Annotated in this window: 12 protein-coding genes; 6 read left to right on the top strand and 6 right to left on the bottom strand. The window is 53.4% G+C overall.

Annotation, left to right across the window (positions count from 1 at the left end):
• Nucleotides 1-43: 43 nt before the first annotated feature.
• Nucleotides 44-2,155: a TonB-dependent siderophore receptor gene (locus J1781_RS23495; RefSeq protein WP_129951079.1), complete on the bottom strand. Its 2,112-nt coding sequence runs from the start codon at nucleotides 2,153-2,155 to the stop codon at nucleotides 44-46.
• Nucleotides 2,156-2,507: 352 nt separating this feature from the next.
• Here J1781_RS23495 and J1781_RS23490 point away from each other — a divergent pair, with 352 nt between their 5' ends.
• Complete coding sequence (locus tag J1781_RS23490; protein WP_217234271.1) at nucleotides 2,508-3,191, top strand: O-methyltransferase; 684 nt, start codon at nucleotides 2,508-2,510, stop codon at nucleotides 3,189-3,191.
• Between the two features lie 6 nt (nucleotides 3,192-3,197).
• Here J1781_RS23490 and J1781_RS23485 read toward each other — a convergent pair whose 3' ends face one another.
• A complete protein-coding gene (locus tag J1781_RS23485; RefSeq protein WP_217234270.1) occupies nucleotides 3,198-5,156 on the bottom strand; it encodes a glycoside hydrolase family 3 protein in 1,959 nt (652 codons plus the stop codon).
• A gap of 256 nt (nucleotides 5,157-5,412) precedes the next feature.
• Here J1781_RS23485 and J1781_RS23480 point away from each other — a divergent pair, with 256 nt between their 5' ends.
• Nucleotides 5,413-5,700: a Bor family protein gene (locus J1781_RS23480; RefSeq protein ID WP_129951082.1), complete on the top strand. Its 288-nt coding sequence runs from the start codon at nucleotides 5,413-5,415 to the stop codon at nucleotides 5,698-5,700.
• 58 nt (nucleotides 5,701-5,758) lie between these two features.
• Here J1781_RS23480 and J1781_RS23475 read toward each other — a convergent pair whose 3' ends face one another.
• Both J1781_RS23475 and J1781_RS23470 read right to left on the bottom strand, forming a co-directional pair.
• Entirely contained in the window at nucleotides 5,759-6,277 is a 519-nt protein-coding gene (locus tag J1781_RS23475) for a chromate transporter (protein ID WP_408004167.1), read from the bottom strand.
• Nucleotides 6,277-6,861, bottom strand: a complete 585-nt coding sequence (locus J1781_RS23470) for a chromate transporter (protein ID WP_129990822.1) — start codon at nucleotides 6,859-6,861, stop codon at nucleotides 6,277-6,279. The genes J1781_RS23475 and J1781_RS23470 overlap by 1 nt, the downstream gene beginning before the upstream one ends.
• 124 nt (nucleotides 6,862-6,985) lie before the next feature.
• Here J1781_RS23470 and J1781_RS23465 point away from each other — a divergent pair, with 124 nt between their 5' ends.
• Entirely contained in the window at nucleotides 6,986-7,903 is a 918-nt protein-coding gene (locus tag J1781_RS23465) for a LysR family transcriptional regulator (protein ID WP_217234278.1), read from the top strand.
• Here the strand turns inward: J1781_RS23465 and J1781_RS23460 are convergent.
• Nucleotides 7,900-8,253, bottom strand: coding sequence for an ArsR/SmtB family transcription factor (locus J1781_RS23460; RefSeq protein ID WP_129951085.1), 354 nt, complete (start codon nucleotides 8,251-8,253; stop codon nucleotides 7,900-7,902). The two genes, J1781_RS23465 and J1781_RS23460, sit on opposite strands and share 4 nt — an antisense overlap.
• 237 nt (nucleotides 8,254-8,490) lie before the next feature.
• Here J1781_RS23460 and fusA point away from each other — a divergent pair, with 237 nt between their 5' ends.
• The 3 genes from fusA (at nucleotide 8,491) to J1781_RS23445 (ending at nucleotide 11,283) form a co-directional block, all read left to right on the top strand.
• Nucleotides 8,491-10,596, top strand: a complete 2,106-nt coding sequence (gene fusA / locus J1781_RS23455) for an elongation factor G (RefSeq protein ID WP_129951086.1) — start codon at nucleotides 8,491-8,493, stop codon at nucleotides 10,594-10,596.
• A gap of 139 nt (nucleotides 10,597-10,735) precedes the next feature.
• Nucleotides 10,736-10,972 carry a type II toxin-antitoxin system CcdA family antitoxin gene (locus tag J1781_RS23450; RefSeq protein ID WP_129951087.1) on the top strand — a complete coding sequence of 79 codons (237 nt, stop codon included), beginning with the start codon at nucleotides 10,736-10,738 and terminating at the stop codon, nucleotides 10,970-10,972.
• Entirely contained in the window at nucleotides 10,972-11,283 is a 312-nt protein-coding gene (locus J1781_RS23445; RefSeq protein WP_129951088.1) for a CcdB family protein, read from the top strand. Before J1781_RS23450 ends, J1781_RS23445 begins: the two co-directional genes overlap by 1 nt.
• A 36-nt stretch (nucleotides 11,284-11,319) precedes the next feature.
• Here J1781_RS23445 and wrbA read toward each other — a convergent pair whose 3' ends face one another.
• Nucleotides 11,320-11,919 (bottom strand): NAD(P)H:quinone oxidoreductase, encoded by a 600-nt coding sequence (gene wrbA, locus J1781_RS23440; protein ID WP_217234269.1) that lies wholly within the window; start codon nucleotides 11,917-11,919, stop codon nucleotides 11,320-11,322.
• Between the last annotated feature and the right edge of the window lie 220 nt (nucleotides 11,920-12,139).

Here is a 12,139-nt window from a genome sequence, read left to right as displayed (position 1 = left end):
GGGTTGGGGTATTACTTCGCAGGGGGAAGAGCTGAAAAATCTATCAGAAATCGTAACCTACTGTAGCCACCACCGTCCGTTCCTGACCCCAGTAGCAGTAGCTGGTGCCGTAACAGGCTGCGACATATTTTTTGTCGAACAGGTTGTTAGCGTTCAGCTGCACATAGGCGCCTTTCAGTTGCGGATTGAACTGCACCAGATTCATACGCAGTGACGCGTCAACCAGCGTGGCGGAAGGCATGTGGCGGGTGTTTTCGTTATCCGCCCATTGGGTGCCGATGTAACGAACACCTGCACCCATATCCACACCAATCGGCGTGTTGTACTGACCCCAGATGGAAGCCATTTGCTTTGGCGTCACATACGGTGTGTTACCGTTGTTCTCAGCCGCATCACGGATACGCACTTTGTTGTAGGTGTAACCGGCCATCACGTTGAAGCGTTCGGTAACCTGTTTCTTAGCTTCCAGCTCCAGCCCCTGTGAGCGGATTTTACCCGCCGGCTCGTAGTAGCTGCCGACCACCACGCGGTTACCCACATCTTTCTGAGTCAGATCATACAGCGCCGCGGTGTACATATCAGAAGTACCGACAGGCTGGTATTTGATCCCGGCTTCGTATTGCTCACTCTGCATCGGTTTCAGCAGCGTGCCGTCAGCGCCCGGCAGGGCAGATGGCGTCATCGCCTGGCTGTAGCTGACGTACGGAGAAATCCCGTTGTCGAAGGCGTACAGCAGGGAAGCGCGGCTGTTAAAGTGGCTGTCTTTACGTTCGCTGTTGCTCTGCGTGCCGTAAATGCTTTCGTAGCTGCGGCTGGAGGTTTTCAGCGTGTCGTAACGGCCTGACAGGGTCAGATACCATTTGTTCCAGTTCATTTCATCTTGCAGATAGGTACCCATCTGCTCATAACGGTTTTTACCGCGTTTAAGGCTGTAATAATCCAGTGCATCACCGCCCACGCCGGTGTACGGGTTGAGGTTTTCAGCGTAAGCAGCGTCAGATTTCACATCATTGATAAAGTGGGAATAGTCAAAGCCCAGCACCACTTTATGCGCCAGTTCGCCGGTGGCGAAATCCGCTTCAAGCTGGTTATCAATCGCGAAGGTATCCAGGGATGATTTTTCACCGGAATAATAACGGCTCATCTCGGTACGATCCGCATTCCAGCCGGCCTGATACACCTGATCCAGTTCGGTATTGGAATGGGTGTAGTTGGCGTTCTGGCGGAATGACCATACATCGTTAAATGCATGCTGGAATTCGTAGCTGTAGATTTGTTCCCAGCGTTTGAACTGATTGCGCGTGCTTTCACCATCAAAGAAACCGCGGCTCAGTTTCTGTCCATAGAGGCTGCCGTCAGCCGGAACGGCGGCATGGTAGCCACCGGACGGATCTTTTTGCAGATACGCGCGAAGTAACAGCGAGGTGTTTTCATCCGGCGTCCACAACAGTTGTGGCGAAATCGCGTAACGCTCTTCACGCTGATGATCATACTGCGTATCGCTGCTGCGGGTCATACCGGTCAGACGGAACGCCAGCTGATCATTGATGGCGTTGGTGTAGTCGAACGCGCCGCCTTTAGTATTTTGCGTGCCACCGGAAAGCTGGAAATGACCTTCTTCAGCAAACTGCGGGCGCTTGGTCGATTCCACCACCACGCCGCCAGGAATGCTCTGACCGTAGAGGGCAGAAGAGGGGCCTTTCACCACATCAATACGTTCCAGGAACCATGGGTCAACCTGGATGGAGTTGTAGGTCGAGCCATCGCTGAGGATACGCAGGCCATCGAGGAAGGTGTTGTTGACGTCACCGCCATGGAAACCGCGCAGGGAGATGGTGTCATAACGCGTTGCGCCGCCGGCAAAGTTGGTGAATACGCCCGGTGTATAGTTCAGCGCAGCGTTGACGGTGGTGGCATTCTGATCCGTCATTTGCTGACGGGTCACGACAGAAACTGCCTGGCCCGTGGTAATCAGCGGCTGATCCGTTTTGGTCGCGCTTTTACTGGTTTTCGCGCTGTAACCCTGGGTCGGCGCATCGGCGGTATCCGCAGGCGCAGCTTTGACAATGACGGTGTCTTCAGCTGCCATTGAGGCAACCGGCATTGCCAGCGCGCACATGAGCACCGAGCGTTTGAGGGGGAAAGCCAACAACATATTCATAATCCCTATAAATCACTCAATAAATTATTGAGTGATTAATTGATGCATGTGTAATAAACCCAAAAGCCAACATTTGTTCCGCCTAAAAACGGCTATACGTGACAGACGGTAACGTAACCGAACCTGGCAAATGTTAAACTTAATGATAATTGTTATCATTATTATTTTGTAAATTCAAGGGAACTTTCTTCAAAAAGTGTGAAATGACGCATTTTTAACCTGATGAAAACGAGGGTTTTTTGAGAGGGGCACTAAAAATTCGGGCAAAAATGGCCGCGAGTGATTACGGTTAATAGGGCATTTTTAAATATTTTCATTACCTAAAATTCACTGCCGGGAGGCGAAAATGAGTCAGGGGAGTCAGGAGGAGTACAACGGGAAATGGGTTGCGGTCGATGATTATCTGGTAAGTCATCTCGTGCAAAGCGATCCGGTTCTGGAACAGGTGCTGAAAAATAACCATCAGGCCGGTTTACCCGCGCACGATGTGGCACCCAATCAGGGGAAATTACTGGCGCTCCTGGCACAAATTACCGGCGCGCAAAAAGTTTTGGAAATCGGCACGCTCGGCGCGTACAGCACACTCTGGCTGGCGCGGGCATTACCGGCGCTCGGAAAAGTCGTGACACTGGAAGCCGATCCGCATCACGCCCGTGTCGCAAAAACCAATATTGAACTGGCCGGTTTGCAGGACAAAATTACCTTACACGTCGGTCCTGCCGCCCAAACGCTGCCAGGGCTTCAGGCAGAAGCCCCGTTTGATCTGATTTTCATTGATGCAGACAAACCGGGTAATCCGTTGTATCTCGAGTGGGCGCTGAAACTGTCGAAACCGGGTACATTGATTATTGGCGATAACGTGGTGCGGGAGGGTGCGGTGGTGGATCCGCACAGCGACGACGCCCGGGTACAGGGCGTGCGTCGCTTCATTGAGATGATCGAACAGGAGCCGCGTTTATCTGCGACCGCGCTGCAAACCGTCGGCAGCAAAGGCTGGGACGGTTTTGTGCTGGCACGGGTCACCGGTTAACCGGGCTTAACGCGCCAGCCCGAAGCCAATGTCAAACAGCGGGTTTTCGCTGTCATGCGGCATATCGGATTGTTGTCTGAGCACCGCTTCCTCAGACGATGGCAGTTCAAACGGTAGCTTTCCGGTATAAGCTTCAGGGCTGGTCAGGCGGCTAAACAGCACGGTATCGCTGACACCAAAATTACCGATAACCGCTTTCGCTTTGTCTGTCACATTGGTCAGGATCGCCGGACGGTCGAGATAAACAGTCACGATTGTCGGCACCGCTTTGCTGGCTTTCACAATGGCCTGATAATCCGCATTGTCGCCGGTAAAGGCCAGTGAACCTTCATGATGGCGTTTGCCGAAGAACCAGGCTTTATGCGGTTGTTCATACGGCGCATGGGCGCGGATCAGCGCAATATCGGCTTTCTCCGGCGTATCCACCACGGTAAAACCGGCTGCTTTTGCGGCCTGCGGTCCGATGCCATACAGCCAGATTTTTTTGCCTTTTTTCAGCGGCAGCACGTCTCCGGTGTTTTGCAACAGTACCAGCGAATGTCCCTGAGCCGCATCGGCTTCTTTTTGCCAGTCAGCCCGCCCGACGGTCCGGGTGGCGTACTGCACATCGACATACGGATTTTCAAACAGACCGGTCCTGAATTTTTGTTCAAGAATACGCACGACAGATTCGTCCAGACGCTGTTCAGTCAGCTGCTTTTCATTCACCGCATTGACCAGCAACTGCGAGTCGGTCACGCCGCCAAACTGATCAACACCCGCCTGCACGGCTTTCACGAAACGCTGCTGCGGCGTCAGGTTTTCAACGCCCCATGACATGCCGCCCGGCACCGGTTCTTTGCCTTGCGGCGAACCGTTCAGGCAATCATTTTCACAATTGCTGGTGATCAGCCAGTCGCTGAGAATGACGCCTTTGAAACCGTATTGTCCGCGCAGAATATCGGTCAGCAACTGATGGCTGAATCCGGCACCGACCTGTTCGAGCGGTTTACCGTCCACGGAGACATTTTTCAGGATCGAATACGTCGGCATTACGCTGGCGACATTGGCTTCAAACGCGCCGGTAAAAGGATAAATGTGTTCTTTGAGATTGTTGCCGGGGAAGACGGCGTTTTTGCCGTAAACATTGTGACTGTCGAAACCGTTTTCAGCCGCACCGTACCCGACCCAATGTTTGACCACAGCGATCACGCTGCCCTGATTGAGCCCGTCGGCACCGTTTTGCATCCCTTCGATATAACCGCGCACCATGTTATGCACCCGCGTCGGATCTTCGCCGAAGGTACCGCTGATACGTGCCCAACGTGGCTCTGTTGCCAGATCAGCCTGCGGTGAAAGTGCCTCACGAATGCCGACGGCCAGATATTCCTGACGGACAATATCGGCGTAACGACGGGTAAGTTTTTCATCCCCAATCGCTGCCAGTCCTAAAGTTTCCGGCCACCGGGTGAATTTACCGGAAGAGGTACTCGCGCCGACCAGATATTCAAATGAGTTACGCGGATCGCTGCTGATGGTGACCGGAATGCCGAGTCGGGTGTTTTCGGCAATCTGTTGCAGTTTATTGTTTTCCCGGGCCATCACGGCCGGATCATCCGCAGAAAGCCGGGTGATCAGACTGTTCACTTTGGCGCCGGCAATCATCTTTTCCGCCGCATCTGTATCATAATACGTCCCGGCCCCAACCGGACTGCTGGCGGTCGGTGCGGAACCGTGCATCATCACACCGGCTTTTTCTTCCAGCGTCATGCGTTTCACCAGATCCGCTGCGCGTGCCTGCGGCGTCAACCGCCAGTCTTCATAAGGTTCCAGTTTCCCGGAATGATTGAGATCCTTGAACTGCAATCCGTCAACGGTCAGCCGTGTTACGTCACGCTGGCTGAGGTCAGGCTGGATAGGGGTGGCGGAGGCAGTGGCAGAAAGCAAAAGGGCAGCACTGGCAAGGCTCAGAGGTTTACTTTTCATTATCATCCTTAACGTTTTTTATATATAAAAACTCAATGAATTATCAATACGCTATTTATCGGACAGATGCTGAGAGCGGCTTCTCAATTAAAAACCACAATAAACCGACTTTTTTCACTCTTTAGCCTACATTTTTTCGTCAATCTTCCGATAACCCCCTTTGGATCTGTTGGTTCGTCCCGTTTCGTTATGGGGCATACCTGCAGACGGCTACTGAGGCTTAATGGCCATTTAAGGTCTTCTATAAGGGATTGTCATGAAAAAGGTGATTTTTGCTGCGGCTGTTGCCGTACTGTTATCCGGCTGTGCACAGCAAACTTTCAACATGGGTCAGGGTATTGCGACCGCGCCTAAGCAAGTGACCACGCATCACTTCTTCGTCAGCGGCATTGGCCAGAAAAAAACCATTGATGCGGCTAAAGTTTGCGGTGGCGCAGATAAAGTGGTTCGTGTTGAATCACAACAAACTTTCGTCAACGGTCTTCTGGGTGTCGTGACGTTTGGTATCTATACCCCGCGTGAAGCCCGCGTGTTCTGTTCTTAATCGCGCCGGATATCACGCCAAGGCTGCCTTATGGCAGCCTTTTTCGTTGTAAGGACGCTTAACCAAAGGCCAGACCCAGCACCGCACCGGCGCTCAGCACCCACAACGGATGGATTCGCTTACTCAGCGACAGCAGCGTGCACAGCGCGATCACCCCAACCAGGGGCAGTGTGGTCGCTGACGCTTTGGCGATCAGTAATCCGCTTGATACCACCAGCCCGACGGTTACCGGTACCAGCCCGCGCTGCACAATTTGCCGCCAGGGACGGTCTTTGTAACGTTTCCAGCCGCCCATCACAATAAGCGTAATAATCGAGGACGGGCCAAATTTTGCCAGCGAGGACACCAGCAGGCCTGACCATCCGGCAACCTGCCAGCCAATCAGCGGCACGATCATCATATTCGGGCCGGGAGCGGCCTGCGCCAGAGCGAACAGGGCGCTGAATTCCTGCGCGCTCATCCAGTGATGCACCTGTACCACAGCCCGTTGCATCTCAGGCAGAATGGTATTTCCGCCACCAAATGCCAGCACGGAAAGTTCGGTAAATAACAGGGCAAGAGAAAGCAGAACCGGCATCAGAATTTACTCCTCGCGCAGATGAAAATACTGACCGGGGCCAGCACCAGCATGACGGGCAGCATAGGCATGCGGAACGCAGCAATCGCCATCACACCGACAGCGACCAGCGCCAGTTGCAACCATTTACCCCGTAACGGGGCGAGCATTTTGATGCCGGTCGAGAGCAGTAAACCGGCGGCGGCGGCCGCCATCCCGGCGAACAGATGTTCCACCAGCGGTTGGTTCTGATAACGTGCATACACCAGGCCGAGCAGCACCACACAAATCGTCGGTGCGAGGATCAGCCCGAGCAGCGCCGATAATGCGCCACGTAACCCGCGAAACTCCATCCCCAGGGCGACCGACAGATTAATAATATTACCGCCGGGTAAAAACTGGCACAGTCCGAGCAGTTCGGTGAACTGATCTGCAGTCAGCCAGCGGCGTTTTTCCACCAGCATGTGCCGCGCCATGGGCAATACGCCACCGAAACCGGTCAGGCCAAGGATGAAAAAACCCATAAACAGTTGCCGGCAACCGGGCTGCGGCGCGCTCTGAACCTCTGTATCAGTCATTAATTTATCCTGCGTTTGTGCTGACATTTTCACACACCCCCTTAAAAGTCATTCAAAGCCGTCTGAGGCGTAAAATTCTGTTAAGGATCATGCGCGTGGATGTGCCATGATGTCTAATGCATTTATTAATGGCGAAAGATACTCTGTAGGTATGGATATGATTGAACTGAAACGTCTGAATGCGTTTGTCACCGTGGTGGAAGCGGGCAGCATTACCCGCGCCGCAGAACTGCTGTTTATCCAGCAGCCACCGCTGACGCGCCTGTTACAGGGACTGGAACAGGAATTTGGTATCTCTTTATTAGAGCGCTTGCCGCGCGGTGTGGTTCCGACCGAAGCGGGTGAAGTGTTATTACAGGAGGCCCGTGCCGTGCTGGCGCGCGCCGCTCAGCTCAGTGCCGCCATGCGCCGCGCTGCGCAGGGCGAACAGGGACGGATCCGCATCGGTTTTACCAGTTCCGCCGCGCTGCATACCTTCGTCCCCGCACTGCTGCGTCGCTATCGGACAATTTATCCGGCGGTCAGTACTCAGCTTGAGGAAAGTGGCAGCGGCGAGTTGCTGTCCGCCGTGGTGGCGGGGGAGCTGGATGTCGCTTTTGTGCGCATGCGCGTCAAAGATATGCCGGAATTAGAGATGGAAAAAGTGCTGGATGAACCGATGTGGGTGGCCGTGCCGGCGGGGCACAAACTGGCATCGCAAACGGCCGGTCAGCCGCTCAGACTTGAAGATCTGACTAACGAACCTTTTGTCTTATACCGGCGGCGGGCCGGGCAGGGGTTGTACGATGCCATACTCGGGGCATATGTCCGCGCCGGTTTCAGTCCGCACATTGTGCAGGAAGCGCCGCGTTTAACTTCCTGTCTGAGTCTGGTCGGTGCCGGACTGGGGATTTCTATTGTGCCGGAATCCATGACCCGGCTGGGCGGAGACGGCGTGGTATTTTTGCCGCTGGACACCGCCACACAACTTAGCGCACCGTTGTATCTTGCGCGGCGGGAAGACAGTCATTCATCCGCTATAATCAATATGTTTTGCGATCTCGTGAAAACGCAACTGAAGGCAGATTAAAGATGTTGCCCGGAAATGTGTTTGCGGGTGGATTCCAGCGTAATGCCGTCAGATTCGATGGCATTCAGCAGCGAATCGAGCAGGCCGGGGAAGCGCGCGTCCAGATCGTCGCGGCGCAGTGAAAGCAAATTGGCGCGGCCGTCCGGGCGCTGCCAGATGACACCGCTGTCACGTAATACACGCCAGTGATGGGTCAGCGTCGATTTCGACAAACCCTGCAATAACGTGCCGCAGGGATGCTCGCCACCTTTGGCCAGCGTGCGCACAACGGCCAGGCGTAACGGATTTCCCAGCGCAGTCAGAACATTTTCGAGGCGGATCTGCTCCCGCTCAGGGTGGTTGGCTATCATATTGTTCCTTTACGGTAACGACGCTCATCGGCGGCCGCGCAATATAGCCTATCCCTCTGCTGCTGTACAACGCGACGGCCACTGACCGATTTCATCGATAGAATAAAATAATTGTACGATTATACACGTACAATTGTAGTATACTCTTCGCATTAAGAATTTTAGTACCCATTACTTTGTGACGGGACGTGAAAACCACTCTCCGCCAACTTAGCCATCAACCAGTAAGGACGTTATATGGCTCGCAAAACGCCAATCGAGCGCTACCGCAATATCGGTATCTCAGCACACATCGACGCAGGTAAAACCACCACCACCGAGCGTATACTTTTCTACACCGGCATGAATCATAAGCTGGGAGAAGTGCATGACGGCGGTGCGACCACAGACTGGATGGCTCAGGAACAGGAGCGCGGCATTACGATTACCTCTGCCGCCGTGACCTGTTTCTGGCGCGGGATGGATCACTCGTTCGATGAGCACCGGATTAACATTATCGATACCCCGGGGCACGTGGATTTCACCATTGAGGTGGAACGTTCCATGCGTGTACTCGACGGTGCGGTGATGGTGTACGACGCCGTGGGCGGCGTGCAGCCACAGTCTGAAACCGTCTGGCGTCAGGCCAATAAATACAAAGTGCCGCGTCTGGCGTTCGTTAACAAAATGGACCGTCAGGGTGCAGATTTCTTTCGTGTCCGTCAGATGATGGTGGACCGTCTGAAAGCCAATCCGGTGCCGGTTGTGATCCCCATCGGTAAAGAAGAACATTTCACCGGTGTCGTGGATTTGCGCAAAATGCGCGCCATTTTATGGGACGACGCGACACAGGGTATGACCTTTACCTATGAAGCCATCCCGGCAGAATTGCAGGCACTGGCGGAAGAATGGCGCGAGAAAATGGTCTCGGCAGCCGCCGAAGCCAATGACGCACTGATGGATAAATATCTTGAGGAAGGCTCGCTGACCGAGGATGAAATTACCGAAGGATTGCGCCTGCGCACCATCGCCGGGGAAATCCAGCCGATGTTGTGTGGCAGTGCATTCAAGAATAAAGGCGTGCAGCGCATGCTCGATGCCGTGATCGAACTGATGCCTTCTCCGCTGGATATTCCACCGGTTGCCGGCACGGATGAAGACGGTAACGAAGCCTTCCGTCATTCCGATGACGGTGAGAAATTCTCGGCCCTGGCGTTCAAACTGATGACGGACCCGTATGTCGGCCAGCTGACGTTTGTTCGCGTTTATTCCGGCGTGCTGAAAAAAGGCGACAGCGTGTATAACCCGGTACGCGGCAAGAAAGAGCGCATTGGCCGTATCGTGCAGATGCATGCCAATGATCGTATCGAGATTGACGAAATCCGTGCCGGTGATATTGCCGCCTGTGTGGGGCTGAAAGATGTCACCACCGGGGAAACGCTGTGTGACCCGTCTGATATCATCACGCTGGTGCGCATGGAATTCCCGGATCCAGTGATTTCGCAGGCCATCGAGCCAAAGACCAAAGCTGACCAGGAGAAAATGGGCATCGCGCTGTCACGACTGGCGTCAGAAGATCCGTCGTTTCGCATCCGTACGGATGAGGAATCCGGCCAGACGATCATTTCCGGCATGGGCGAACTGCATCTGGAAATCATCGTTGACCGTATGAAGCGTGAGTTTGGTGTGGAAGCCAACATCGGCAAACCTCAGGTAACGTACCGTGAAACGGTGCGCAAAACGGTCACCGACGTCGAAGGGAAGTTTGTGCGTCAGTCCGGCGGTAAAGGTCAGTATGGTCATGTGGTCTTCACCCTCGAACCGCTGCCTGCGGGAACGGGCTTTGAGTTCGTTGACGCCACCAAGGGAGGTGTGGTGCCGCGCGACTATATCCCCGCTGTCGAAAAAGGGGTCACGGAAGCGCTGAACAACGGCATTCTGGCGGGCTATCCGGTGGTGGATGTGAAGGTGACGCTTACCTTTGGTTCTTACCACGAGGTCGATTCCTCAGAAATGGCGTTCAAAATGGCGGCGATCTTTGGTTTCAAAGAAGCCGCGAAACGTGCCGATCCGGTGATTCTGGAACCGATGATGAAAGTGGAAGTGGAAACACCGGAAGAGTATGCCGGTGGCGTGATGGGAGATTTATCATCGCGTCGCGGTACGGTGCAGGGCATGGAAGAGATCGCGGGCGGTGGCGGTAAAATTATCAAAGCCGAAGTGCCGCTGTCTGAAATGTTCGGCTACTCCACCGTTTTGCGGTCGATGTCGCAAGGCCGTGCAACCTACAGCATGGAGTTCAACCACTATGCCGAGGCACCACGCAATGTGGCGGAAAATATCATTGCTTCGCGTGGAAAATAAGCATAACAGGCGTACTCTCCGGCAGAGACAAAACGGTCCGCAAGGGCCGTTTTTTTGGTTTTTGAAAAGGATGCGATAGATTATGGCTTCATTGTGTGACACTCTTGTGCGCATGTCATGTGCGTATAAAGAGGGTGTTATGTTATCCATAGCAGGAAATAAGAAGCGAACCAATGTCACATTGAGTGCCGATCTGCTTGAACAGGCCAAAGCATTCGGCATTAACCTGTCAGCCACGTTTGATAAAGCATTAGGAGAAGCGGTGAAAGAGAAACAAAGGGCACTGTTTTTAGAAGAAAATCAGCAAGCAATGGATTCATGCAATGCCTTTACTGAAAAGGCAGGACTCTTCTCTCAGGGACGCGGAGTATTGTAATGGCGCAATTTGATGTGTATGAAAACAGGGGGGATGGCAAAAACCTTTATCCCTATTTTATGGATATTCAGAATCCATTATTTGAAAGACTGAACGAACGGGTAGTGATCCCGCTGACTTCACTCAGTAATCTGAGGCCCGTCAGGCATCTTCACCCTCTGGTGCGTATACAAAATCAACAATATGTGCTGATGACAAATCTGCTCACCAGCGTCAGTACAACGCAGTTGCGACATGAGCCCGAGTTTAATGCCGATATTCATCGTGCGGATGTCGTGGCTGCTCTGGATTTACTGGTGACAGGAATTTAAGGCGCAGACATTTGCGCCTTATTTATACACGCCGAATTAGCTGACCAGTTTACTGACGATGTTCGCGACGTGTTTGCCCTGATGTACGGCAATACGCAGTTCTTCTGCGCTTGGCTGTCGTGAACCATCGCCACCGGCAAGCGTGGTTGCACCGTAAGGGGTACCGCCGCGAACCTGTGAAATATCAAACAGTTCCGGCGTAGTGTAACCAATCGGGACGATAATCATGCCGTAGTGGGCGAGGGTGGTCCAGGTCGAGGTGATGGTCGTTTCCTGTCCGCCGCCGGTGCCGGTTGAACTGAATACGCTGGCGACTTTGCCTGCCAGTGCGCCTTTAGCCCATAGCCCGCCGGTTTGATCGAGGAAGGTACGCATTTGTCCTGACATATTACCAAAACGGGTCGGTGTCCCGAAAATGATGGCATCGTAATCAGCGAGCTCAGCGGGCGATGCCACTTCCGCAATCTGGTCAGTTTTACCGCCAGCGGCTTTAAAAGCCTCTTCAGGCATGGTTTCGGGTACGCGTTTTATCGTGACTTCAACCCCGGGTACGCTGCGTGCACCTTCTGCAACACTTTGTGCCATCGTTTCAATATGACCATACATGGAATGATAGAGAACCAGTACTTTTGCCATTTTTAACTCCTCATGAGGTGATGTTTTTTCCGTATCGGATGCGGGCTTCTGTCCGGTAATCCGGGCGAAAAATCCGCTTAAAAATCCCACGTTTTCTCCTCCACCAGTCGGTGATTGTAATGAGCGGGAAAGTCCATCGTCCGCGCATCATCGGGGAGTTACAAACGCAAATTTTTGAACAGTCTCTTCAATTAATTAGATCAATTAAGCTTATTTTATA

This window comes from Rahnella perminowiae (assembly GCF_019049695.1).
Taxonomy (GTDB): domain Bacteria; phylum Pseudomonadota; class Gammaproteobacteria; order Enterobacterales; family Enterobacteriaceae; genus Rahnella; species Rahnella perminowiae.
The sequence above is the reverse complement of the archived record's forward strand: the minus strand, read 5'-3'. Positions and strand labels throughout refer to the sequence as shown.

Excerpts from the sequence above, each read along its gene's own strand:
- fusA (WP_129951086.1), top strand. The coding sequence starts at position 8,491 with ATGGCTCGCAAAACGCCAATCGAGCGCTACCGCAATATCGGTATCTCA.
- J1781_RS23465 (WP_217234278.1), top strand. The coding sequence starts at position 6,986 with ATGGATATGATTGAACTGAAACGTCTGAATGCGTTTGTCACCGTGGTG.
- J1781_RS23450 (WP_129951087.1), top strand. The coding sequence starts at position 10,736 with ATGTTATCCATAGCAGGAAATAAGAAGCGAACCAATGTCACATTGAGT.
- J1781_RS23460 (WP_129951085.1), bottom strand. The coding sequence starts at position 8,253 with ATGATAGCCAACCACCCTGAGCGGGAGCAGATCCGCCTCGAAAATGTT.
- J1781_RS23475 (WP_408004167.1), bottom strand. The coding sequence starts at position 6,277 with ATGCCGGTTCTGCTTTCTCTTGCCCTGTTATTTACCGAACTTTCCGTG.
- wrbA (WP_217234269.1), bottom strand. The coding sequence starts at position 11,919 with ATGGCAAAAGTACTGGTTCTCTATCATTCCATGTATGGTCATATTGAA.
- J1781_RS23495 (WP_129951079.1), bottom strand. The coding sequence starts at position 2,155 with ATGTTGTTGGCTTTCCCCCTCAAACGCTCGGTGCTCATGTGCGCGCTG.
- J1781_RS23470 (WP_129990822.1), bottom strand. The coding sequence starts at position 6,861 with ATGTCAGCACAAACGCAGGATAAATTAATGACTGATACAGAGGTTCAG.
- J1781_RS23445 (WP_129951088.1), top strand. The coding sequence starts at position 10,972 with ATGGCGCAATTTGATGTGTATGAAAACAGGGGGGATGGCAAAAACCTT.
- J1781_RS23480 (WP_129951082.1), top strand. The coding sequence starts at position 5,413 with ATGAAAAAGGTGATTTTTGCTGCGGCTGTTGCCGTACTGTTATCCGGC.
- J1781_RS23490 (WP_217234271.1), top strand. The coding sequence starts at position 2,508 with ATGAGTCAGGGGAGTCAGGAGGAGTACAACGGGAAATGGGTTGCGGTC.
- J1781_RS23485 (WP_217234270.1), bottom strand. The coding sequence starts at position 5,156 with ATGAAAAGTAAACCTCTGAGCCTTGCCAGTGCTGCCCTTTTGCTTTCT.